Origin of the sequence: Qipengyuania sp. SS22, assembly GCF_025736935.1 — a bacterium.
Lineage (GTDB): Bacteria > Pseudomonadota > Alphaproteobacteria > Sphingomonadales > Sphingomonadaceae > Qipengyuania.
The window spans coordinates 1,516,583-1,538,989 of sequence record NZ_CP107048.1 but is presented as its reverse complement, the minus strand read 5'-3'; the positions used below and the strand labels follow the sequence as shown (position 1 = coordinate 1,538,989).

Below are 22,407 nucleotides of genomic sequence, written 5' to 3'. Positions count from 1 at the left end.
GCGGCTCGCGCGCAGGGCGGGGCGGCGCTATTCGCCGATCCCGCCCCGCCGCAGCATCGCGTCGATCTGCTCGACCTTGGCGGCGAAGCGCGGGTCGTCGGTCGCGCCATAGCGACGCGCGAACTGAGCGTCGGTCAGCCCATCGCTGAGCTCGAGGACGCGGGCTGGTAGTAGACCGGCTTCGCTGGCCCGCAACAACCGGGCACGGCTGTCTTCGAGCCGCGCCGGATCGAGCAGCGCCTGCGCGGTCATGATACCCGACCGGTCGGCGGCGAGGTCGACGAAGGAGAAGCCGCTGGGGTCCTTGGGTGCCAGCAGCGGACCCTTCGCCAGCGTATCGGCGAGTTCCTTCCATTCACCGATCGCCGCGCTGATCCGGCTGCCGGCCGCGGTTTCCAGCGCGGCGGACAGCGCCCAGTGCTTGGCCCAGTCCTCGCGTCCCTGCAGGGTGAGGCGTGCAGGAGGGCCGCTGCAATCGCCCAGCGCAACGCGATCACCCGCGACTTCGCGGGCCTCGGGTCCTGCAGCGAACAGCGCCAGCGCGACGAGCGCGGCACTGTGTCCTTCGCTGGTCGGTTCGGTGGCCGCTAATGCTCGGCCCAGCTGGCGTGCCAGCAGCGGCTCGGGCTGCGTTTCGTCCGCACGCGCGAGGCGGCAGTAGATCGCCGCGACCGCATCTTCATCGATCGGCGGTGTCCCGGTTGCGCGCGCATGCGCTAGCAGGCTGCCCTGCGGCACAAGCACGCGCGCGGTCAGGCCGTCATTCCCTATGGTCATGGAGCGGACGATCGTGTCCACGGACGGCAGCGTTTCACCCTGGTCCGCCATGCGCTGCTGGATCCGCGCGAGCGCCCATTCCGACAGCCAGCGCGGCAGCGGGACCGCCCCGATGCGCACCGCGAAGTCGGGGATACCCGCACTGCTTCCGCTCGCCTCGGCGCGGATGTTGATCCAGCGGAACAGGAACGGGCGACTCCCCGTCAGCGTGAGCACGCCGTCCTCGACCTCAGCGTCGAAGCGATTGGGGGCGAAACCCTGCGTTACCATCGCCGAGATCGCCTCGAGCTCGGCTGCATCGACCTTGATCGCGACCGGTTCGCCGCTCGCGCGGCTCTTGCGCGCTTCGTTCGCCAGCGCGCGTGCGACCGCGACCTGTTCGGCGCTCGCATGCCGCGTTTCCTTGACCCATGGCTGGCTGCCCGTGAACAGCAGCACGAGCGCCAATAGCGCTGCTGCAATCAGGCCGAGCGCCAGCTTCCAGCGGCGCGCGCTTTGCGGTTTCGGGGACATGGTGCGACTTCAGCTAAGGGCGAACGGGTCAGGCCTCGACCACCTTCTGTTCGATCGCGCCGAAGATCGAGTGGCCTGCGGCGTCCTTCATCTCGACGCGGACGCTGTCGCCGGGGACCATGAAGCGTGTGCTCGCTTCGCCGCTGGCGATGGTTTCGATCATGCGGATCTCGGCGATACAACTGTAGCCAAGGCCCCCTTCGGCCACCGGCTTGCCCGGATCGCCGTCGGGCCCCTGGTTCGAGACTGTACCCGACCCGATGATGGTGCCCGCAGACAGCGTACGCGTCTTCGCCGCATGCGCGACCAGCTCGGCGAGGCTGAAGGTTGCATCGACGCCCGCATTGGCGCGGCCGAAGGGCTGGCCGTTGTAATCGACCATCAGCGGCAGGTGGATCACGCTGCCCTGCCAGGCATCGCCCAGTTCGTCGGGCGTCACCGCCACGGGCGAGAACGCGCTGGCGGGCTTGGACTGGAAGAAGCCGAAGCCCTTGGCCAGTTCGCCCGGGATCAACCCGCGCAAGCTGACGTCGTTGACCAGCATGACCAGCTTGATGTGGTCCGCTGCGTCGCCTTTCGACACGCCCATCGGCACATCGTCGGTGATCACTGCGATCTCGCCTTCCATGTCGCAGCCCCACTTGGTGTCGCCCAGCGGGATGTCGTCGCGCGGGGCGAGGAAGTTGTCGCTGCCGCCCTGATACATCAACGGGTCGTGATAGAAGCTCTCGGGCACCTCGGCCCCGCGCGCTTTGCGCACCAGTTCGACATGGTTGATATAGGCCGAGCCATCGGCCCACTGATAGGCGCGCGGCAGCGGCGAATGCGCCTCGCGTTCGTGGAACCGTTCGCACGGCACCGCCTCATGCTCGACATCGGTGTAGAGCGCTTGCAGCTTGGGCGCGATTGTGTCCCAATCGTCGAGCGCAGCCTGCAGCGTCGGCGCAATGTTGTCCGCCGCGCAGTAGCGGGTGAGGTCCTTGGAGACGACGACGAGCTTGCCGTCGCGGGTTCCGTCCTTGATCGTTGCGAGCTTCATGGGGGTTATGTCCTCTCGGGATTGTCGGGTTGGTTGTCCGGATGCGCGCGCTGGAACGCGGGGAGGGCGAGACAGGCGGTCTCGATCCGGGTGGTGTGCGGCTTGTCGGCGAAGTCGAAGCCGAAGCGCCGGGCATTGTACACCTGCGGCAGCAGGCAGGCCTCGAACAGGCCGGGGGCATCGTGCAGGAAGTCGCCCGTGCCCAGCTGCGCCAGCCGCGCTTCGAGCGGGTCGAGCGTGCGCGCGAGCCAGTGGCGGTACCACACGCCGATTTCGTCCTGCGACTTGCCGTATTCCTGCGCGAGATACTTGAGCACCGCCAGGTTCAGCGGGGCATGCAGTTCGGTGGCGATGGCATAGGCGAGTTCGCGCGTGACATAGCGGTCTTCGATATCGCGGCCGAGCAGCGGACGCTCGGGATAGGCTTCGTCGAGCCATTCGAGCTGCGCCATCGACTGGACGCGGTCCTTGCCGCCCGCTTCGAGCAGCGGGACAGAACCGAACGGGTTGCGGCTGGTGAAGGCGGCGCCCTTCTGTTCGCTTTCGAGCAGGTTCACCGGGACGTATTCATAGTCCAGCCCCTTCAGCTCGAGCGCAATGCGCAGGCGGTAGCTGGTGGAGCTGCGATAGTAGCCGTGAAGGCGGATCATGATGCGGCTCCTGCGGCTGCGGTCTTGTTGGAGTGGCCGAGGGTGCTTCCACGACATGGACCGCATGTTACACGGTCCAAACGCAAAAAACCTGCCTCCCTCACGCGCGGCGCGGTACGCATACGAACGGGGCGGGGAAGGCTGTGGGGCATGGCGCCCATGTGGCACAGGGCCGCCCTGTAGGACAGGATCGCTCGCGCGCGAGGAGTCAAAACGCCGCGATCCCCGTCACCGCCCGGCCAAGGATAAGCGCATGGACATCATGCGTGCCTTCATAGGTGTTGACCGTCTCGAGATTCACCATGTGACGGATCACCTGGTATTCCTGCGAAATGCCGTTGCCGCCATGCATGTCGCGCGACTTGCGCGCGATATCGAGCGCCTTGCCGACATTGTTGCGCTTGACGATGCTGATCATCTCGGGCGCGAACTTGCCTTCGTCCATCAGCCGCCCGACGCGCAGGCTCGATTGCAGGCCGAGCGAGATCTCGGTGATCATGTCGGCGAGTTTGAGCTGGTAGAGCTGCTTGCTGGCCAGCGGCACGCCGAACTGGTGCCGGTCGAGACCGTATTGCCGTGCGGCGTGGAGGCAAAACTCGGCCGCGCCCATCGCGCCCCAGCTGATGCCGTAGCGCGCGCGGTTGAGACAGCCGAACGGGCCCTTGAGCCCCTGGACTTCGGGTAGCAAAGCGTCCTCGCCCACTTCGACCTCGTCCATCACGATCATCCCGGTGGTCGAGGCGCGCAGGCTGAGCTTGCCTTCGATCTTGGGGGCGGACAGCCCTTTCATGCCCTTGTCGAGCACGAAGCCGCGGATACCGCCGCCATGCGCCTCGCTCTTCGCCCAGACGACGAAGACGTCGGCGAAAGGGGCGTTGGAAATCCAGGTCTTGGAACCGGAGATGACGTAGCCGCCATCGACCTTCTTGGCGGTGGTCTTCATCCCCCCGGGGTCGCTGCCCGCGTCGGGTTCGGTCAGGCCGAAGCAGCCGATAAGCTGCCCGCTGGCAAGACCGGGGAGGTACTTCTTGCGCTGGTCTTCGGAACCATAGGCAAGGATCGGGTACATCACGAGGCTCGACTGGACGCTGGCCATCGAGCGATAGCCGCTGTCGACCCGCTCGATCTCGCGCGCGATCAGGCCATAGGCGACATAGCTGGCACCCGCGCCGCCATATTCCTCGGGCACGGTCGCGCCCAGCAGGCCCGCTTCGCCCATCATCGGGAACAGCTCGGGATCGTCGACTTCCTTAGAGAAGTTTTCGATCACTCGCGGCTGCAATTCACCCTGCGCAAAGGCATGGGCGGCATCGCGGATCATCCGCTCGTCCTCGGTCAACTGGTCGTCGAGGTTGAAGGGATCGTCCCAGGCGAAAGGCACCATAGCGGCCATGTGGTCTCCTCTGTTCCACCCTTGCCACTGGCAGGGTTGCCCGCGCGGGGCAAGGCCCGCGCGGGTGCCGAAGCTTACTTCACCAGCGGCAGCGCCTTGCGGCAATCATCAGCGCATTCGCGGCACATCTTGGCGCACAGCGCACAATGCGGATTGTCATGGCTCTCGCATTCGGCGGCGCAGGTTTCGCAGGCGGTGATGCAGGCCTCGAGCTGGGCGCGCAGCACATCGATGTTCTGCGCGGTCCGGCGTACTGCTAGCCGCGCGGTCGCGGCACAGACATCGGCGCAATCGAGGCAGGTGCGGATGCACTGCGCCATGTCCGTGTCTTCGGCCACGCAGGCGTCCGAACAGCTGGTACAGAACAGCGAACACAGCATCGCATGCCGCGCGGCGAGAACGAGCTCCTCGGTCTCGTCCTGCACCTGCGGGTGGGCGTTGATCATTTTTGGGAGGGACATGTGATCTTCCTTTCCTTGGGGGTTTGTCCAAGGAATGGCTCACGCCGTCCCGATGTTCCGGCAGTCCGCCGGAAAGCGGTCAGCCGTTGGCAGCGGCGCGCTGGATCGAGTGGATGACATCGGCTGGCGGGCAGGGCTTCAACAGTGCCTGCGCGTTGGGGAACCGGGCGGTCACGTCGTGGGGGCGTATGTGACCCGAATGGAAGATAATCTGGACGTTTTCCGCCATCATCCGTTCGGCCAGCGGATAGACGATACCGTCGCCCAGCTGGACGTCGAGAATCGCAATATCGGGTTTGGTCTTCTGGTAGGCGAGCATGGCCGAGGACAAATCGTCGAACGGTCCTTCTACAATATAGCCTGCTTCGGCGACCGTATCGCACAGGTCGTATCCGACGATCAGTTCGTCTTCGGCAACGAGTACTCGTAACTGCTGGCCCATCAGGCTCTCCTCGTGTGTCGACCCAAGTATATAAATACCACACACGAAGGTTAGTTCCGGTCCCTAGGACAGCTTGCCGTATCGTTCGGCGAACCCGTTCTCGTCGCCTTGCGCCAACAACTTGGCCTGGCCGACCCAGTCGTCACGGCGGATGCGCCCCTGGAACCGGCCGAGCTGGGCATCGATGCGATCGATATCGGCATCGCCCCACGCGGCGATCTGCGCGAAGGATGTAACGCCCGCATCGCGCAGCGTGGCGCTGAGCTTGGGGCCAAGACCCTTGATACGGGTCAGATCGTCGCCAGACGCCGCAGGGGTGGCGGGCACACCGGCGGCGGGCTGCATCGGGGTAGCCGCGGGGGCGCTGTCGATCAGCGCCTTGTTCCGCTCTGCCGGAGCGGCGCCTTCGTCGAGCACATCGCGGCTGGTACCGGTAATGCGGGTCTTGCGCGAGGCATTGAAGACATACCATGCGACCGCGAGACCGAGCACCAGCGCGGCAACGATCAGGGGCCAATAGGTCTGCAGCAATTCGCTCATGGACTATTCCTTTTCTTGGTCGTGGCGGCCCCACAGGGCCCAGCCGATACCGATCCCCGCAACATAGGCGGCGATCATCAGCGCAGCGAGTTCGAACCACAACGGCATGTTACCTGGCCTCGGGCGTATCGACGGGAGTGGGCCGCAGCGGTTCGGTGCGGATGACCGAAAATTCGATCCGGCGATTGGCGGGATCGCTGGGCGCGAGACCTGCGACCGGCCGGCTCGAGCCGACCCCGGTGGCGCGCAGGCCGTCGCGCGGGATACCGCGGCGGACAAGGGCTTCGCGAACGGCGCGCGCGCGGTCCATGCTAAGCGCGAGATTGCCGGGTTCGGTGCCCGATTTATCGGTATGGCCGGTGATCGCGATGATCGAACCGAGGCACGGGCGCAGCGCCTCGGCAACCTCGTCGAGCAGGATGCGGCTGGCGGGGAGCAGCGCGCTGCTGGCTTCCTCGAAACGGATCGAGCGTGTCTGGAGCAAGCCTTCGACGTCCTCCTGGCAATGGAGCGGCTGGTAGGTCGGCTCGCCGCTTTCGGCGCGGGCGGTCCCGTCGCTCCAGATCACTCCGCCGACCCCGGACACCTCGTCGACGGCGTGCGCGATCCGCGTCCGCGTGGTGGGATCGAGCGCCTCGCCCCCGCGCAGCAGTGGATGACGCGAGGGCGCCCCGCTGGCGTTGGCAAAACGCGCGGTGACGCCGGTTCCACCCGTCGACTCGATCGCCTCGGCGGCTTGCACTTCCATCCGGGGGATGAAGTCGGGGGCCACGGGTTCGGCGAGCAGAAAGGCGGAGACGCCCGTCAGCACGGCACCGGCCAGGATGGCGAGGGAAGGGCGGATCGGCATGGCATGGCTCTTAGCCGCCTCCCGACCCGCCTGCCAAGCGTCAGCGGACGCTTATTCCAACCCCTCGGCAGTCTTCACCAGCTCGATGAATTCCTGCCGCCAGAAGCTGGTCTGCGTGCCCGCCAGCGCGGCGATCTGGCGGTAGGACATATCCGCCAGGAGGGTATCGCCGCGCAGCTTCTGGCCAAAGGCTGCCACCGCCGCGGCGAAGGCGAAATCGCCAGCGGGTGCGCGACTGGTGTCCAGCGCGGAGGCCGGCAGCGTATAGGTCAGCAGCTGCGACGTGTCGCCATCGGGCCGCTTGTAGCGCAGCTTCACATAGGCGGCTTCGCTGGCCAGTTCGGATGCACGCGCGTCGGGCTTGTCGGCGTAGCGGCGGGCCTTGATCCAGCCGTCCGCGCCTACCGGCACGACTTCGTACAGCGCGGTGACCTGGTGGCCTGCGCCGATATCGCCGGCATCGACTGCGTCGTTGTCGAAATCCTCTTCGCGCAGCACGCGGTTCTCATAGCCGACGAGCCGATACTGGCTGATCACCGCGGGGTTGAACTCGACCTGGATCTTCACGTCCTTGGCGATGGTGAACAGCGTCGCGCCCATTTCATCGCCCAGCACCTTGCGCGCCTCCAGCGCGCTGTCGATGTAGGAGTAATTGCCGTTCCCGTTATTGGCGACCTGCTCCATCATCGCATCGTTGAGATTGCCGCGGCCGAAGCCCAGCACCGACAGCGTCACCCCGGTTTCGCGCTTCTTCTCGATCAGCTCGACCAGCGCTTCGCGGTTCGAGGTGCCAACGTTGAAATCGCCATCGGTTGCCAGGATCACGCGGTTGACGCCGCCGTCGATGCGGTTGGCCTCGGCCACGCGGTAGGCGAGTTCGATACCCGCACCGCCCGCAGTCGATCCGCCGGCATTGAGCTGGTTCAGCGCGTCCTTGATTGTGTGTTCGTCATTGGTCGGTTCGAGCACGAGGCCCGCGGCGCCGGCATAGACGACGATCGACACGCGGTCCTGCTCGGTCAGCTGCCCGGCGAGCTGGCGCATCGCGGTCTTGACCAGCGGGAGCTTGTCGGGGCTGCCCATCGACCCGGATACGTCGAGCAGGAAGACGAGATTGGCGGCAGGGCGTTCCTGCGCGGGCAGTTCATACCCGGCGAGGCCAATGCGCAGCAGGCGCGCGTTGGCATTCCACGGGCTCACCGCGACATCGGTATTGACCGTGAACGGCTGGTCGAGACTGTCGGGCCGGTCGTAGTCGTAGCGGAAGTAATTGATGAATTCCTCGATCCGCACCGCGCCCTTGGGCGGCATCTGGCCTTCGGAAATGAACCGGCGGGCATTGGTATAGGCGCCGGTGTCGACATCGACCGAGAAGGTCGAGACGGGTTCGCTGGCGACCACCTTGATGGCGGACACTTCCTCGCCGTCATACTGCTCGCGGCTGGGCCGTGTGGGCACGAATACCGGCGGGAAATAGCGATAACCTGGCTCGATGACCGATGTTTCGGTGGATGGGGTAGCCGCGTCGGCACTAACTCGGGACCCGCTGACGATAAGGGGTGAAGGGCCGGCCATATGCGCTGGCGGCGGGGGAGGTGGTGGTGGCGGTGGTGGTGGTGGCGGCGTGCGGCCCGCTTCGGTGCGATCGGCCTTGGCGCTGGTGGTGGTGATAGTATCGCCACCGGGCTGTGTGGCGCAGCCGGCGATCAGCGCAGCTGCTGCACAAGTAACGGTAAATCTTGCGAAACGCATGGGCAGTCCTCCCCTTCCTTGCGAGTGCTCCACGCTACCCGCTCGGGGGGTGAATACCTACTGAACGTGTCTGGTTTACGACGAACGGATCAGGTTCGTCCGGGCTCGTCCTTGTCCAGATTGCGCCGGAACAGCACGCGGTCCTCGGGCCCGAAGCCGCGGGTCCAGATGATGTAGCCGTAAATGCCGAGGATCGCCGGGATGCCCACGATCAGTTCGGCCCATTCGGGCAGTTGCGTCGCCGCCCACCCGACCAGCACTGCAGGCGCGACCGCCCACACCAGCGGCCAGCGGAAGGTGTTGATCGACTGGCCCAAAATGCGCGACAGCAGCACCGCTTTCACGAGGCTGGCGGTGCCCAGCGCCAGCATCAGCGCGATCGCGGCGGCGGCGGCCTTGTACGGCTCGCCATAGCCGCCCGCGACCATTGCCTTGATCAGCACGACGGTCAGTACCGCCTGAAGCGCGATGGTGCCGATCGAGATCCACAGATTGCGAACGCGCGCCACATAGACCAGCACCGCTTCGGACACGACTGCGGTCGCGGCAACGACTTCGGCAGCGAGCAGGAAGGCAAGCGCCCCCGTGCCGCCGACGAATTCGGGCCCGACAAGGCCCATCACCGCTTCGCCCGGCACGCCCAGCGCCAGTGCGATGCCCGCCTGCATCGCCACGATCCAGAAGCCCACCTGGCAGATCTGGCTGGCAATCGCCTGGTAGTTCTTGGTCTTGAGGTTCTTGGTGATGACCGGGCCGAGGATCGGCTCGAAGCTGGTCTTCAGCTTTTGCGGCAGGCTCGCGACCTGCTGCGCGATATAATAGACGCCGACAGCTGCGGGGGCCGCGAACAGGCCGAGGATGAAGATATCGATGCGCCTCGTACCCCATTCGATCGCATCGGCGGTGGCGAGCGGCAGCGCGCGCATCGTCAGCCTGCCCATATAGGCCGGGCGCGGGCGCCAGCCGCGCGGGCGGCCATAGCTGCGGAAGAAGGACCAGAGCCCGGTCGCCAGACCGGCATAGATCGACGCCAGATAGGCGAGCGCCAGCCCCGAATCGCTGACCGCAGGCAGGAAATAGAACACGCCCGCCATGATCGAGATCGTCCACGGTTCGATCACCGCGCGCGCACGCACGGTGGTGGCGATATCGTATTTGTAAGCCTGCGCGGCGAGCACGATTTCGGTCAGCGCGTAGGCGGGGATCGCCAGCACGATGAACCGGTCGAGCTCGGTATAGTCGCCGCTGGGAAACAGCGGGGCGGGGACGAACCAGAAGAAGGCCGCTGCCAGCGCGGAAAACAGCAGCGCCAGCAGCATGCCGTCATAGACGAGATTGGCCGGATGGCTTTGGTCGCCTTCGGCCATCCGCTGTGCCAGCCCGCGCTTCTCGCCCATCGCGCATAGCAGCGCGACCAGTTCGACCACCACCAGCGCCGAGGCGAAGCGGCCCAGCGCATCGGGGCCGTAAAGACGGCCGGCGATGAACAGGAACGGCAGCCGCGCGACCAGCCGCAGGATGAAGCCGAAGAAATTCTGCCTCCCGCCCTTGGCCAGTGCGGAAAGGTCTTCGTCCGGTTTTGCGTCGGTCACCCGGGGTGGCCCTGTTCGGCGCGCAGTGGCCGGGCGAGCAGGCCGGAAACGACGGCGCGTGGCTCTTCACCCTTGAGCAGGCCATAGACCGCAGTGACGATCGGCATCGCGATGCCGTGACGTGCGGCCAGTTCGACCAGCACAGGGGCAGTATGCGCCCCTTCGGCCACGGTCTTGCGGTCGGCCATCAAATCTTCGGCTTTCTGCCCTTCGCCCAGCGCCTTGCCGAGCGAGAAATTGCGGCTCGAGGTGGACGAGCAGGTCAGCACGAGGTCGCCCAGTCCGCACAGGCCCGCGAGCGTTTCGGCCCGTGCGCCCAGCGCTTCGCCGAACCGCAGCATCTCGGCATAGCCGCGCGCGATCAGCGCCGCGCGCGCATTCTGTCCCAGGCCCAGCCCATCGACCACGCCGCAGGCGATCGCGAGCACGTTCTTGACCGATCCGCCGATTTCGGCACCGGTCACATCGTCGGAATAATAGGGCCGGAAGGTCTGGCGCGCGATCACGGGTGCCAGCCGGTCCCATTGCGCTTCGCCCTCGGCGCAGGCGAGCGTCACCGCGGTGGGCAGACCCGCGGCGACTTCATGCGCGAAGGTTGGCCCGGAGAGGACCGCCACCGCGCTATCGGGGGCAGCGGCTTTGGCGACATGATTCATCAGCCGCCCACTGCCCGCCTCGATCCCCTTGGAACACAGCACGAGATCGCGCGGATGCGAGGGCATGGCTTCGAGCACGCTGCGCATATGCTGTGCAGGCGTGACCACCAGCAGCGTGTCCAGCGCGGCCATATCGGCCAGATCGCCGGTCGCGCGGATGGTCTTTGCCAGCGTGACGGAAGAGAGGAAAACCGAATTGGTGTGCGCGGAATTGATTTCCGCGACCAGTTCGCTCTCGCGCGCCCAGATGAGCACGTCGCGGCCGTCGCTCGCGAGCATTTGCGCCAGCGCGGTACCCCACGCACCCGCGCCGAGAACGCCCACCCGCTCGCCCTGAGCCTGTCGAAGGGTCATCCTTTTACTCCTGCTCCGCGCACCGGCTCGGCTTGCGGGTCGAGCGGCCAGCGCGGCCGCGCCGAAATGTCGAGCGGGTCGTCCTGCCCCAGCCGTTCGATCCCCGCCCAGGCAATCATCGCGGCATTGTCGGTGCACAGCCGGGGCGGCGGCGCGGCAAAGCGCATGCCATGCGCGGCGGCAAGCTGTTCGAGCGCGGCGCGCACGGTGGCATTGGCCGCCACCCCGCCCGCGACCACCAGTGTTTCGACATCGTCCATCTCGCCGAGGGCGATGCGCAACCGGTCGGTTACGCAATCGACCGCGGCCTGCTGGAAGCTGGCGGCGATATCGGCGACTTCGTACTGTCCGCTGTCATGCGCGCGCAGGACCGCGCTCTTGAGGCCCGCGAAGGAGAAATGCGGTTCGCCGCTGCCGACCATCGGGCGGGGCAGCGGCACAGCCCTGGGATCGCCTTCCCGTGCCTTGCGTTCGACCGCGGGACCACCAGGGAAGCCGAGACCGAGGATCTTGGCGGTCTTGTCGAAGGCTTCGCCCAGCGCGTCGTCGATCGTGGTGGCAAGGCGGCGATATTCGCCCACGCCATCGACACGGAGAATCTGGCAGTGCCCGCCCGACACCAGCAGCAGCGCATAGGGGAAGGCGATGCTCGCGTCCGCTAGGCGCGGGCTCAGCGCGTGGCCTTCGAGATGGTTGATCGCGATCAATGGCGTGTCGGTCGCCATCGCCAGCGCCTTGGCGCTGACCAGCCCGACCATCACGCCGCCAATCAGGCCGGGCCCGGCTGTGGCGGCGATGGCATCGCAATCGGTCAGGGCGATACCCGCATCATCCAGCACGCCCGCAATCATCGGGGCAAGCCGTTCGGCGTGCGCACGCGCGGCGATCTCGGGGACCACCCCGCCAAAGGGGGCGTGCTCGGCATCCTGCGAGGCGATCCGCTGTGCGACGATCCGCCGCTGGCTATCGACCAGCGCGACCGCGGTTTCGTCGCAGGAGCTTTCTATGCCGAGAACCAGTGCCATCTAGCTTTCCCTTAGCGGCATGGCTCGCTAGGGCAAGCCGACCCTATGCCGGACCAACCTCTCATTCGCCTCGGAACCCGTCGCTCTCCGCTTGCCATGGCGCAGGCGCACGAAGCGCGCGCGCGGCTGTGCGCCGCGCATGGCTGGGACGAATCGGCGGTCGAACTGGTGCCGGTGGTGGCCAGCGGCGACCGCATACAGGACCGTCCGCTCGCCGAGATCGGCGGCAAGGCGCTGTGGACGCGCGAACTCGACCAATGGCTGGTCGAAGGGCGAATCGACGGCGCGGTCCATTCGATGAAGGATGTCGAGACGCTGCGCCCCGAAGCCATCGCCATCGCCGCGATCCTGCCGCGTGCGGACAAGGCCGACCGGCTGCTCGGCGCAGAGTCGATCGCCGCCATCGCGGCGGGTGCGCGGATCGGCACCAGTGCCCCGCGCCGCGCCGCGCAATTGCTCCACTTGCGGCCCGATCTGACGGTGGTGGGCATTCGCGGCAATGTCGCCACGCGGATGGCCAAGCTCGAAGCGGGCGACGCCGATGCGACCTTTCTTGCCGCTGCCGGTCTCGACCGGCTGGGCGAGGATGCAGTGGGCGTACGGCTCGACCCCGCCGTATGGATGCCCGCGCCCGCGCAAGCGGCCATCGGGATCGAATGCCGCAGCGACGATGCGCGCGCGCACGACCTGCTGCGTGAGATCAATCACGCGGAAAGCCATGCCGAAATTGCCGCTGAACGGCGCTTGCTCGAAGGGCTGGGCGGATCGTGCAGCAGCCCGATTGCCGCGCTATCGCGTACCAGCGGGAGCCGCATTGCGCTGAGCGCAGCGATTTTCAGCTCCGATGGCACGGTCCGCATCGGTGACGAGAGCGAATTCGCCGCCGGGGACGACGAGGCGCCGTTGGCTTTGGCGCGCAGCCTGCTCGGCCGCGCGCCGCGCGAAGTCACCGAACATTTCGGCCAGCCGCTGTGAAACCGCTATTCCTGCTCCGCCCCGAACCGGGCTGGTCGGTCAGCGCGGAGACCGCGCAGGCGATGGGGCTCGATGTGCACGGCCGGCCGCTGTTCACCATTGAGCCGGTCGCCTGGGATGCGCCCGCGGCGACGGATTACGACGGGCTGCTGGTCGGTAGCGCCAATGTCTTCCGCCATGGCGGCAAGCAGCTCGGCAAACTGACCAAGCTGCCGGTCCATGCGGTGGGCGATACGACCGCCGATGCCGCGCGCAGGGCGGGCTTCCTGGTTGGACGGACGGGGCGCGGGGGGCTGCAGAACCTGCTCGACGAACTCGGCAACCGCAAGCTCCACTTGCTGCGGCTGGCGGGGGAAGATCGCGTGACCTTGCGCGTGCCCGACCAGCTCGAAGTCGATACGCGGATCCTGTACCGCGCGGTGCCCGAAGCCTTGTCGGAGGACGATCTCTCGATCCTGCACACCGGCGGGGTGGTCGTGCTGCATTCGGGGGCGGCGGCGGAACGGCTCAAGGTCGAGTTCGACCGGCACGGGCTTGCCCGCGATCTGGTCGATCTGGCAGTGATCGGCCCTCGGGTCGCCGAAATGGCGGGCGCGGGCTGGCGTTCGGTCCACATCGCCGAGGCCCCCGGAGACAGCGAGCTACTGGCCTTGGCGCAAGCTTTGTGTCAGACCGATAGCTGATGTTATGGATGGCCCCAGGACGAGGGCCAACGGGGTCGCGGAACGGAATCGGATGAACAATTATACCAGCACCCGGCGCAAGGTGCCGTCGGTAAGGCCGGTCATGGTCGCCGTGCTCGCCAGTTTCCTGCTTGGCGGGGCAATTGCGGGCTATGCCGTCTACACGCTGACCGATCGTGACGCGCCGGTCGCCACGCCGGATCCGGTCGAAACGCAGGCGCTGGCCAGCCCCACCTCCGAACCAACTCCTACGCCCAGCGCCAGCCAGGCGGCGCAAGAAGCGGTCGACCGCGTGGCCGAACAGCAGGGCGGGCTCGACACGCGGCTCGCCGCTGCCGAACAGCGCCTCGCGCGGCTCGACCTGCAGGCGCAGGCCGCCGCGGGCAATACCGCGCGCGCCGAGGGGCTGCTGATCGCCTTCGCCACGCGCCGCGCGCTCGAAAAGGGTGCCGAGCTTGGGTATCTGGCGGACCAGCTGCGACTGCGCTTCGGCGATGCCATGCCCAATGCGGTGGACACGATCATCCGCACCAGCCGCGATCCGATCACGCTCGACCAGCTGATCGCACGGCTCGAAGGGCTGTCGCCGAAGCTGGCCGAACCAAGCAGCCAGAACGGTTTCGCGCGGTTCGGCGAAGAACTGTCGCAGCTGTTCGTGGTGCGCCGCGAAAGCGCGCCATCGCCGCAACCGCAGCGCCGCCTCGATCGCGCGCGGCTGTTTCTCGAAAGCGGGCGGACCGATTCAGCGATTGCCGAAGTACGCAATCTGCCGGGCGCGGAAAACGCCGAAGGCTGGCTGCGCGATGCCGAACGCTATGCCACGCTCCAGCGCTCGCTCGATCTGATCGAAACCGCTGCCGTGCTCGAACCGCGGCGCCTGCGTGACGGGGCGGGCAACCGGATCGACCAGCCAAGTCCTGCGGAAGAAAACTAGGCCTTGAGCAATTCGGGCAGCTTGCCCGAGATGCCGCGCGCCTCGTCCATGAACAGGCGCTTGAGCCAGCCCGAGCGCTGGATACCCGCCATGCCCAGTCGCCGCACCGCGCTCGCGGTCTTGCCGCGAATGCCGAAGACCCGCGTCAGGCTGTCGGTCGCGCCCATCACCATCAGCGCATCGAGCGCGCGCCATTCCTCGTATTTCTTGAGCACCTGCGTATCCCCAAGGTCGAGGCCGAGCCGCAGTGCCTCGTCGAGCACGTCTACCAGCGCCCCGACATCGCGCAGGCCGAGGTTGAGACCCTGGCCCGCGATCGGGTGCATCCCATGCGCGCTGTCGCCGACCAGCGCGAGCCGGTGGTCGACGATCCTGGCGGTGTGCTGGAAGCTGAGCGGATAGGACGAACGCGCGCTGTTGAGCGTGAGATCGCCGAGCAGGTCGCCCATGCGCTTGAGCACTTCGGCCAGGAACGCGCGGTCGGACAGCTTGAGCACGCCTGCAGCGTCCTTCTCGTCGACGGTCCACACCAACGCACTGCGGTGCTGGCCATCGGGGCCGTCGAGCATGGGGAGTAGCGCGAAGGGGCCGTCGGGATAGAAGATTTCCCATGCGACGTTTTCGTGCGGCTTGGCGTGGTCGAGCCCGGCGATCATCGCGCGGTGGCTGTAATCCCACTGCGCCATCTTGAAGCCCGCCTCTTCGCGCGATGGCGAACCGCGCCCTTCGGCGCCGATCATCAGCGCGGCTTCGAGCGTGCGCCCGTCACCCAGCGTGGCCGAGACGCCGAATTCGCCGCGTTCGCGCGCGACCACTTCGACCGGGGCATGCCACGCAATCAGCGGTTCCTGCGTCGCAGCTTCGTGCAGCGCGAGGCGCAGCTGGCGATTGGCGAACATGCGCCCCAGCGTGCCTTCATGCGGTTCGGGCCGGAAATCGAGGCGGCCCGGCTTCATCTGGTCGAGTACGCCGATCGCGGCAATGTCGCAGCCATGCGGTTCGAGCACGCTCTCAAGCCCGATGTGGCGGAACAATCGCCAACTCGCGGTCGAGATCGCCGAGGCGCGCCCGTCGAAGCCGTCGGCGGTCAGGCTGGCGGGATCGGCACGGTCGACCAAGTGGCTCGACAGCCCCTTCTTCGCCGCAGCCAGCGCCAGGGTCATGCCCACCAGGCCGCCGCCCAGGATCAGCAGGTCTCGCTTGTCTGTCATGGGGCCTAGCCCTAGAGCCAGCGACGTGATCGAAGCAAGGATATTGGAACGATTGGCGGCGCTGGTGGCGCTGGTGGCACTGGCATTCGCCGCGCCGGTGGCGGCGCAGAATGCGACCAGCGACCGGATCGCGGTCGAACTGGTCGCCGAAAGCGCGCCGCAGCCGGGCGAGACATGGACGCTTGCGCTGCATTTCACCCCCTCGTCGGCGGAATGGCATGGCTATTGGTCGAACCCCGGTGATGCGGGGCTGGGCATGCAGCTCGACTGGGACCTGCCTGAGGGGTGGCGGGCGGGAGAGCCGCTCTATCCGCTGCCGCAGCGGCTGGTGATCGGCGGCTTGATGAACCATGTCTATGAAGGCGACTACGCGGTGCTGGTCCCCATCACCGTGCCCAAGGGCGCGGCAGGCGCACAGCCCGCGCCGATCGCCGTGACCGCCAGCTATCTCGCCTGCACCGATGCGATTTGCGTGCCGCAGCGCGCGGCGCTGTCGCTCGATCCGGCGCGCGCCGGGGCCGATCCGCGTTTCGACCGCTGGCGCGCGGCAGTGGTCCCCCCGCTCGACAGCGGCGCGCAGTTCGAATTCACCGCGACGCATTTGCGTATCGGCATCCCGGTCCCGGCAGCGACCGCCTTGGGCGAACCGCATTTCTACCTTGGTACCTCGCAATTGGGAGAGGGCGACCGGCCGAGCTACGCCGCGCAGCAGCGCTTCATCCGTGAAGGGGATTTGCTGGTGGTCGAGATGCCGATCGAGCAATTCGACGTGCCGCCGGGTGTCGAACTCGCCGCCGAACCGCGTCCGCAGACCATCGCGGGCATTCTCGATTTCGGCGAGGGACGCGGGGTGCGCCTGACCGCCGTTCCGGGCGATGTCCCGCTCGAAGGTGCCAAGCCGCTGGGCGGCAGCGCCGAGCCGGTGCTGTGGCGGCTGCTGCTCGCCGCGCTGGCGGGCGGGGTGCTGCTCAATATCATGCCCTGCGTCTTCCCCATTCTCAGCCTCAAGGCGCTGGCGCTGGCCAAGGCGGGCGGCGACGAACGCGCGGCGCGGCGCGATGCGCTCGCCTATACGGCAGGCGTGGTGGTGGCCTGTGCGGCGCTGGGCGGGGCGATCCTGCTGCTGCGCGCGGCGGGCGAGCAGGTCGGCTGGGCGTTCCAGTTGCAGGAGCCCGTGGTCGTCGTCAGCCTGTTCCTGCTCGCGCTGGCGATCACGGCCAATTTCCTCGGTCTGTTCGAGATCCCCGGCATGGCGGTTTCGGGCGGCTCGCCCTCGCAGACAGGGTCCTTCTCGACCGGGCTGCTTGCAGCGTTCGTGGCGACGCCGTGCACGGGGCCGTTCATGGCGGTCGCGCTGGGCGCGGCGCTGGTGATTGAGCCGATCAACGGTTTGCTTGTATTCACTGCACTGGGGCTGGGGCTGGCGCTGCCCTTCCTGCTGGTCGGGTTCGTCCCAGCGATCCGCCGCCTTCTGCCCAAGCCCGGCGCATGGATGGAGCGGTTCCGCAAATGGATGGCGCTGCCGATGGGGCTGACCGCGCTGGCGCTGGCATGGCTGGTCTGGCGGATCGGCGAGGGCGAATATCTCGCTCTGGTGCTGATCCTCGGCGCGCTGGCACTGGGCGGGCTCGCGCTGGTGGGGCTGTTCCAGCGCAAGTCCCGGTCGGGCGCAATGATGCTGGGCGTAAGCCTGGTGGTCGTGCTGGGGCTGGGCACTGCGCTGCTCCCGCGTCCGCTGGCGCAGGCTTCGCCGGGCGCAAGCCTGCTCGATCCGATTGCCTATAGCGAAACGGCGCTGGCCGAAGCGCGCGGTTCGGGGAGCCCGGTGTTCGTCTGGTTTACCGCCGACTGGTGCGTCACTTGCAAGGTCAATGAAAGCGTGGCGATCGAACGCAGCGCGACCCGCGATGCGTTCGATGCCGCCGGGGTCATCGCGCTGCGCGGCGACTGGACGCAGCCCGATGCGGAAATCTCGCGCATGCTGACGCAGCAGGGCGCAGCCGGGGTGCCGCTCTATCTGTGGTACGAACCCGGCGGCGACGCCGAGCAATTGCCGCAGGTGCTTACGCCGGATCTGCTGGTGGAGAAGGCGCGGGCGTCGGCTCGCCCTCGCTAAGAGGGTCGTCCTCGCCCAGCGGCTCGCCCAATGCGCGGCACCGCTCGACGAGTTCGCCGGGCAGCGCGCTGGAATTGAGGATCACGCTGCCTGCCCCGGGCACGGTCGCTTCGACCTCGCGGTTGCCGGTGAGTACGTCGAGCCGCTGATCGGCGGCTTCGATCGCGCCTTCCCAGCGCCATACATCGCCGATTTGCACTGCATCGATCTTGAGCCGCGCGACATGGCCATTGCCGATCAGCGCCAGCACCGCCTGCGCGTCCGCATCGGCGCGGGCGAAGCGGGTATAGCCGAGCATCGGTTCGCTCCCGTCGCTCAGGCATTCCACGGCGAACAGCGGGCGTTCGCCCGGCTTGCCGTAAAGCAATCGCGCGCCTGCGGCCGCCGGTGCCCAGATCGCGCCCTCGGTATCGGGGGAATCGATCGGTTCCGCCGGCCCTTCGACGGGCGTATCGATCCGCGTACGCTCGACGTAATCGTCCGAGGCCGGGGGCTTGCAGGCCGCAAGAACGGCCAGCAGTACGAGAGGGGAGGCGCGACGCATGCGCGCGCTATGACACAGGCGTGACAGCATTCAAGCGGCCATCCCGCGCTATCCTCAGCGCGCGCGGATGAAGGCGCGGATGTCGCGTGACAGCTTGGCGCGGTCCTCGTCGCGGATATACATCATGTGGCCCGCATCGTAATACTGGAACTCCACGCGGTCCTGCGGAATCCCCATCCGCTTGAGCGAATATTCGGCGCCGAAAAAGGGCGTGGCGAAATCGTAATAGCCCTGCGCATTGAACACGCGCAGCTGCGAGTTTTGCCGCATCGCCTGGCCGATGAAGGGCGCGACATTGAGATAGGCGCCGCGGCCATTGCCGACCGACCATTCCCAATTGCGTCCCGGCTCGCGGCCGATCGACTGGTATTCGCGGGTCGTCTCGAAGCCCAGCGTGTCGCGCGTCCAGCTGTTGATCGCCGCAGTATAGCCCGCATCGATCCCGTAGAAGCTGGGATCGTTATCGGGGGTCTCGCCGGCATCGTCGAAATCGCGCCCGGTATAGCGCGCGTCGAGCCGCCCGATCGTCAGCCCGCGGTCGCGCAGCAATTCCTTGTAGAAGCGTTGCGAGGTGACGCGCAGGTCGGCCTGGTCGAGATAGCGTTCGGACAGGCCGGTCAGCCGCGCGAGTTCGGCGCGAACTGCAGCACGCTCGGCATCGGGCAGGTCCTGCCCCTTGAGCAGCGCAGTGGCGAAGGGTCCGATGGCAAACTGGCGCGCTTCGTCGACGATCTCTTCGACCGAAGGGGCCTGCACCTTGCCATGGTAATAGGCGGCTGCGGCCATGTTGGGCAGCGTGACGACATAGGCCATTTCGTTGCCCGGTGTCGGTTCACGCCCGGCGAAGTCGAGAATGGTCGAGATCAGGATCAGCCCGTTGAGGCCGACATCGTTATAAGTCCCGCCTTCAAGCTCGCGCGCGACCATCGCGGTGCGCGTGGTGCCATAGCTCTCGCCGCCGAGATACTTGGGGCTGTTCCAGCGGCCGTTTTCGTTGAGCCACAGGCGGATGACCTTGGCCACTGCCTCGGCATCGGCTTCCAGCCCGTAATACTTGGCCGGATTGGTATCCTTGGTCAGATAGCTGAAACCCGTGCCCGGCGGGTCGATGAAGACGAGGTCGGCGACATCGAGCAGGCTGTCGGGATTGTCGAGCAGCGGATAGGGCGGGGCACCATCGTCGCGCGCGTCGGAGGGGATCGCGACCCGCTTGGGCCCGAAGGCACCCATTTGCAGCCACACCGAACCCGATCCGGGCCCGCCGTTGAACAGAAAGAAGACGGGGCGCGAGGCATCGCGCGGGTCCTTCACATAGCTGGTGGTGACCACCACCGCTTCGGGCTTGCCGCTGTCCGACTTGAGCACCGTTTCGGCCATGGTCGCGCGGTAGGAGATCCGCTGTCCGCCGAAGGTGCCGGTCATGGTCCGCGTACGCACCTGCGATTCGATATCGCCCGCCTTGTCGGTCGCGGCTGCTTTGTCGGCCTGCGCAATCGCGGCGTACGGCACCATCAGTATGGTGCTGGCGGCACAGATGCTGGCGAGAATACGGCTCGATGTCATGCGGTTCAGTCCCCCTTTGCGGCCATCCTATGACCCCACCGGGCGAGCGAGGTCAAATACGCCCGTCGATCACGGTTTGCCGCCCATCCGCTTGTAGCGTGTCTTGCCGTAGCGGGTCTTGCGCGTTCCCGGGCGCCCGGCATCGCTGCGGCCCACGCGCGGCGCTTTCTTCTCGCTATCGCCGAGGCCGAGTTCGTCGTTCTCCAGCTGGCGGATTTCGTCGCGCAGGCGACCGGCTTCCTCGAATTCGAGATCGGCGGCGGCTGTGCGCATGCGTTTCTCGAGGTCTTCGATATAGGCGCGCAGATTGTGCCCGACGAGATTGTTGCGCTCGTCGTCGCCCGTATCCACCGTGACCCCGTCCTGCGACGCGGTATGCGCGACGATATCGGCGATCTGGCGGCGGATCGTCTGCGGCGTGATGCCGTGTTCCTCGTTATAGTCCTTCTGCTTCTCGCGGCGGCGGTCGGTTTCCGCCATCGCACGTTCCATGCTGCCGGTGATGCGGTCGGCATAGAGGATCACGTGGCCATCGACATTGCGCGCCGCACGGCCGATCGTCTGGATCAGGCTGGTTTCGCTGCGCAGGAAGCCTTCCTTGTCGGCATCGAGGATGCAGACCAGCCCGCATTCGGGAATGTCGAGCCCTTCGCGCAGCAGGTTGATCCCCACCAGCACGTCATAAACGCCCAGCCGCAGGTCGCGGATCAGCTCGATACGTTCGAGCGTCTCGACGTCGGAGTGCATGTAGCGGACCTTGACGCCCGCTTCGTGCATGAATTCCGTGAGATCCTCCGCCATTCGCTTGGTCAGCGTGGTTACCAGCGTGCGATAGCCCTTGGCGGCGGTCTTCTTGCATTCCTCGATGCAGTCCTGGACCTGGTCCTCGACCGGGCGGATGCCCACAGGCGGGTCGATCAGCCCGGTGGGGCGAATGACCTGTTCGGCGAAGACGCCGCCGGTCTGTTCCATTTCCCACGTGCCCGGCGTGGCGGAGACCGCGAAGGTCTGCGGGCGCATCGCATCCCATTCGTTGAAGCGCAGCGGGCGGTTGTCGATGCATGAGGGCAGGCGGAAGCCATGCTCGGCCAGCGTGATCTTGCGGCGGTGGTCGCCTTTCGACATCGCCCCGATCTGCGGCACGGTCTGGTGGCTTTCGTCGACGAACAGCAGCGCGTTTTCGGGCAGGTATTCGAACAATGTCGGCGGCGGTTCGCCAGGCAGGCGCCCGGTGAGGAAGCGGCTGTAATTCTCGATCCCTGCGCAGCTGCCGGTGGCGGCGATCATCTCGAGGTCGAAATTGGTGCGCTGTTCGAGCCGCTGCGCTTCGAGCAGGCGGCCCTCCTCGTGCAGTTCCTTGAGCCGCTCGGTCAGCTCGAACTTGATCGCTTCGGCGGCCTGTTTCATCGTCGGGCCGGGCGTCACATAGTGCGAATTGGCATAGACGCGCACCTTGTCGAGGCTGGCGCCCTTCTTGCCGGTGAGCGGATCGAATTCGCTGATTTCTTCGATATCGTCGCCGAAGAAGCTGATCCGCCAGGCCATGTCCTCGTAATGACTCGGGAAGATTTCCAGGCTGTCGCCGCGGACGCGGAAGTTCCCGCGCGCGAAACCGGCGTCGTTGCGCTTGTATTGCAGCGCGACGAGTTTGCGAATCAGCTCGCGCTGGTCGACCGCTTCGCCCTTCTTGATGTCGAAGATCATCGCCGAATAGGTTTCGACCGAGCCGATCCCGTAGAGGCACGAGACTGATGCCACGATGATCACGTCGTCGCGTTCGAGTAGCGCGCGCGTGGCCGAGTGGCGCATCCGGTCGATCGCCTCGTTTACGCTACTTTCCTTCTCGATATAGGTGTCGCTGCGCGGGACGTAGGCTTCGGGTTGGTAATAGTCGTAATAGCTGACGAAATATTCGACTGCGTTCTCGGGGAAGAAGCTCTTGAACTCGCCGTACAGCTGCGCGGCAAGGATCTTGTTCGGCGCGAGGATCAGCGCGGGGCGCTGCAATTCCTCGATCACCTTGGCCATGGTGAAGGTCTTGCCCGAACCGGTCACTCCCAGCAGCACCTGCGTCTGGTCGCCGTCCTTCGCCGCGCCGCTCAATTCGGCGATTGCAGTCGGTTGGTCACCCGAGGGGGTGTAGTCGCTGACCAGCTTGAAGGCCTTGCCGCCCATCGATTTTTCGGGGCGCGCAGGCTTGTGGGGGACGAACTCGCCAGTGGTGTCCGGCTCGTCCAATCCTCTCCGAATGATCAGTTCGCTCATGTGCGCACATATGGGGAACGGCACCGGCGCGTGCAACGGTGCTTGCCTGACACGCCCCGGCTGCTAGCGTCG

General features: G+C 66.6%; 20 protein-coding genes. 4 read left to right on the top strand and 16 right to left on the bottom strand.

The window, feature by feature from the left end:
• Positions 1 to 27 precede the first annotated feature (27 nt).
• The 12 genes from N6L26_RS07535 to tsaD all read right to left on the bottom strand — a co-directional run bounded on the left by N6L26_RS07535 (position 28) and on the right by tsaD (position 12,044).
• Positions 28 to 1,290: a hypothetical protein gene (locus N6L26_RS07535; RefSeq protein ID WP_263604999.1), complete on the bottom strand. Its 1,263-nt coding sequence runs from the start codon at positions 1,288 to 1,290 to the stop codon at positions 28 to 30.
• Between the two features lie 28 nt (positions 1,291 to 1,318).
• Positions 1,319 to 2,329 carry a fumarylacetoacetate hydrolase family protein gene (locus N6L26_RS07530; RefSeq protein WP_263604998.1) on the bottom strand — a complete coding sequence of 337 codons (1,011 nt, stop codon included), beginning with the start codon at positions 2,327 to 2,329 and terminating at the stop codon, positions 1,319 to 1,321.
• 5 nt (positions 2,330 to 2,334) lie between these two features.
• On the bottom strand, positions 2,335 to 2,976 hold the full coding sequence (maiA, locus tag N6L26_RS07525; protein WP_263607272.1) for a maleylacetoacetate isomerase: 642 nt from the start codon (positions 2,974 to 2,976) through the stop codon (positions 2,335 to 2,337).
• A gap of 211 nt (positions 2,977 to 3,187) precedes the next feature.
• Complete coding sequence (locus N6L26_RS07520) at positions 3,188 to 4,372, bottom strand: acyl-CoA dehydrogenase (RefSeq protein WP_263604997.1); 1,185 nt, start codon at positions 4,370 to 4,372, stop codon at positions 3,188 to 3,190.
• Between the two features lie 74 nt (positions 4,373 to 4,446).
• The gene (locus N6L26_RS07515; protein ID WP_263604996.1) at positions 4,447 to 4,833 is read right to left on the bottom strand and encodes a four-helix bundle copper-binding protein; all 387 of its coding nucleotides are present in this window, start codon (positions 4,831 to 4,833) and stop codon (positions 4,447 to 4,449) included.
• A 79-nt stretch (positions 4,834 to 4,912) separates the two neighbouring features.
• Positions 4,913 to 5,275, bottom strand: coding sequence for a response regulator (locus N6L26_RS07510; protein WP_263604995.1), 363 nt, complete (start codon positions 5,273 to 5,275; stop codon positions 4,913 to 4,915).
• 63 nt (positions 5,276 to 5,338) lie between these two features.
• Positions 5,339 to 5,815 (bottom strand): hypothetical protein, encoded by a 477-nt coding sequence (locus N6L26_RS07505; RefSeq protein WP_263604994.1) that lies wholly within the window; start codon positions 5,813 to 5,815, stop codon positions 5,339 to 5,341.
• 109 nt (positions 5,816 to 5,924) lie between these two features.
• On the bottom strand, positions 5,925 to 6,665 hold the full coding sequence (locus tag N6L26_RS07500; protein ID WP_263604993.1) for an OmpA family protein: 741 nt from the start codon (positions 6,663 to 6,665) through the stop codon (positions 5,925 to 5,927).
• Positions 6,666 to 6,716: 51 nt separating this feature from the next.
• The gene (locus tag N6L26_RS07495; protein WP_263604992.1) at positions 6,717 to 8,417 is read right to left on the bottom strand and encodes a vWA domain-containing protein; all 1,701 of its coding nucleotides are present in this window, start codon (positions 8,415 to 8,417) and stop codon (positions 6,717 to 6,719) included.
• 89 nt (positions 8,418 to 8,506) lie between these two features.
• Positions 8,507 to 10,009: a lipopolysaccharide biosynthesis protein gene (locus N6L26_RS07490; protein WP_263604991.1), complete on the bottom strand. Its 1,503-nt coding sequence runs from the start codon at positions 10,007 to 10,009 to the stop codon at positions 8,507 to 8,509.
• Positions 10,006 to 11,019, bottom strand: coding sequence for an NAD(P)H-dependent glycerol-3-phosphate dehydrogenase (locus tag N6L26_RS07485; protein ID WP_263604990.1), 1,014 nt, complete (start codon positions 11,017 to 11,019; stop codon positions 10,006 to 10,008). The genes N6L26_RS07490 and N6L26_RS07485 overlap by 4 nt, the downstream gene beginning before the upstream one ends.
• Complete coding sequence (tsaD, locus tag N6L26_RS07480; protein WP_263604989.1) at positions 11,016 to 12,044, bottom strand: tRNA (adenosine(37)-N6)-threonylcarbamoyltransferase complex transferase subunit TsaD; 1,029 nt, start codon at positions 12,042 to 12,044, stop codon at positions 11,016 to 11,018. The genes N6L26_RS07485 and tsaD overlap by 4 nt, the downstream gene beginning before the upstream one ends.
• A 45-nt stretch (positions 12,045 to 12,089) precedes the next feature.
• Here tsaD and hemC point away from each other — a divergent pair, with 45 nt between their 5' ends.
• From hemC to N6L26_RS07465, 3 genes are read left to right on the top strand one after another with little or no spacing between them, the layout of a single operon-like run.
• Complete coding sequence (hemC, locus tag N6L26_RS07475) at positions 12,090 to 13,019, top strand: hydroxymethylbilane synthase (protein WP_263604988.1); 930 nt, start codon at positions 12,090 to 12,092, stop codon at positions 13,017 to 13,019.
• On the top strand, positions 13,016 to 13,702 hold the full coding sequence (locus tag N6L26_RS07470) for a uroporphyrinogen-III synthase (RefSeq protein ID WP_263604987.1): 687 nt from the start codon (positions 13,016 to 13,018) through the stop codon (positions 13,700 to 13,702). The genes hemC and N6L26_RS07470 overlap by 4 nt, the downstream gene beginning before the upstream one ends.
• A 52-nt stretch (positions 13,703 to 13,754) precedes the next feature.
• Positions 13,755 to 14,636: a hypothetical protein gene (locus tag N6L26_RS07465; RefSeq protein WP_263604986.1), complete on the top strand. Its 882-nt coding sequence runs from the start codon at positions 13,755 to 13,757 to the stop codon at positions 14,634 to 14,636.
• Here the strand turns inward: N6L26_RS07465 and N6L26_RS07460 are convergent.
• Positions 14,633 to 15,847, bottom strand: coding sequence for an FAD-dependent monooxygenase (locus tag N6L26_RS07460; protein WP_263604985.1), 1,215 nt, complete (start codon positions 15,845 to 15,847; stop codon positions 14,633 to 14,635). The genes N6L26_RS07465 and N6L26_RS07460 overlap by 4 nt on opposite strands.
• A 43-nt stretch (positions 15,848 to 15,890) precedes the next feature.
• Between N6L26_RS07460 and N6L26_RS07455 the strand changes: the two genes are divergently transcribed.
• On the top strand, positions 15,891 to 17,963 hold the full coding sequence (locus N6L26_RS07455; protein ID WP_318173593.1) for a protein-disulfide reductase DsbD family protein: 2,073 nt from the start codon (positions 15,891 to 15,893) through the stop codon (positions 17,961 to 17,963).
• On the opposite strand, the gene N6L26_RS07450 is transcribed toward N6L26_RS07455, so the two are convergent.
• From N6L26_RS07450 to uvrB, 3 genes are all read right to left on the bottom strand, one after another.
• Positions 17,911 to 18,507, bottom strand: a complete 597-nt coding sequence (locus N6L26_RS07450) for a hypothetical protein (RefSeq protein WP_263604984.1) — start codon at positions 18,505 to 18,507, stop codon at positions 17,911 to 17,913. The genes N6L26_RS07455 and N6L26_RS07450 overlap by 53 nt on opposite strands.
• A gap of 54 nt (positions 18,508 to 18,561) precedes the next feature.
• On the bottom strand, positions 18,562 to 20,070 hold the full coding sequence (locus N6L26_RS07445) for a S10 family peptidase (protein ID WP_263604983.1): 1,509 nt from the start codon (positions 20,068 to 20,070) through the stop codon (positions 18,562 to 18,564).
• Between the two features lie 69 nt (positions 20,071 to 20,139).
• Positions 20,140 to 22,335: an excinuclease ABC subunit UvrB gene (uvrB, locus tag N6L26_RS07440; protein ID WP_263604982.1), complete on the bottom strand. Its 2,196-nt coding sequence runs from the start codon at positions 22,333 to 22,335 to the stop codon at positions 20,140 to 20,142.
• Positions 22,336 to 22,407 lie beyond the last annotated feature (72 nt).

Bases quoted from the DNA above. Each gene is read 5' to 3' on its own strand.
- N6L26_RS07535 (WP_263604999.1), bottom strand. From the start codon at position 1,290: ATGTCCCCGAAACCGCAAAGCGCGCGCCGCTGGAAGCTGGCGCTCGGC.
- N6L26_RS07530 (WP_263604998.1), bottom strand. From the start codon at position 2,329: ATGAAGCTCGCAACGATCAAGGACGGAACCCGCGACGGCAAGCTCGTC.
- N6L26_RS07520 (WP_263604997.1), bottom strand. From the start codon at position 4,372: ATGGCCGCTATGGTGCCTTTCGCCTGGGACGATCCCTTCAACCTCGAC.
- N6L26_RS07515 (WP_263604996.1), bottom strand. From the start codon at position 4,833: ATGTCCCTCCCAAAAATGATCAACGCCCACCCGCAGGTGCAGGACGAG.
- N6L26_RS07510 (WP_263604995.1), bottom strand. From the start codon at position 5,275: ATGGGCCAGCAGTTACGAGTACTCGTTGCCGAAGACGAACTGATCGTC.
- N6L26_RS07505 (WP_263604994.1), bottom strand. From the start codon at position 5,815: ATGAGCGAATTGCTGCAGACCTATTGGCCCCTGATCGTTGCCGCGCTG.
- N6L26_RS07500 (WP_263604993.1), bottom strand. From the start codon at position 6,665: ATGCCGATCCGCCCTTCCCTCGCCATCCTGGCCGGTGCCGTGCTGACG.
- N6L26_RS07495 (WP_263604992.1), bottom strand. From the start codon at position 8,417: ATGCGTTTCGCAAGATTTACCGTTACTTGTGCAGCAGCTGCGCTGATC.
- N6L26_RS07485 (WP_263604990.1), bottom strand. From the start codon at position 11,019: ATGACCCTTCGACAGGCTCAGGGCGAGCGGGTGGGCGTTCTCGGCGCG.
- tsaD (WP_263604989.1), bottom strand. From the start codon at position 12,044: ATGGCACTGGTTCTCGGCATAGAAAGCTCCTGCGACGAAACCGCGGTC.
- hemC (WP_263604988.1), top strand. From the start codon at position 12,090: ATGCCGGACCAACCTCTCATTCGCCTCGGAACCCGTCGCTCTCCGCTT.
- N6L26_RS07465 (WP_263604986.1), top strand. From the start codon at position 13,755: ATGAACAATTATACCAGCACCCGGCGCAAGGTGCCGTCGGTAAGGCCG.
- N6L26_RS07460 (WP_263604985.1), bottom strand. From the start codon at position 15,847: ATGACAGACAAGCGAGACCTGCTGATCCTGGGCGGCGGCCTGGTGGGC.
- N6L26_RS07450 (WP_263604984.1), bottom strand. From the start codon at position 18,507: ATGCGTCGCGCCTCCCCTCTCGTACTGCTGGCCGTTCTTGCGGCCTGC.
- N6L26_RS07445 (WP_263604983.1), bottom strand. From the start codon at position 20,070: ATGACATCGAGCCGTATTCTCGCCAGCATCTGTGCCGCCAGCACCATA.
- uvrB (WP_263604982.1), bottom strand. From the start codon at position 22,335: ATGAGCGAACTGATCATTCGGAGAGGATTGGACGAGCCGGACACCACT.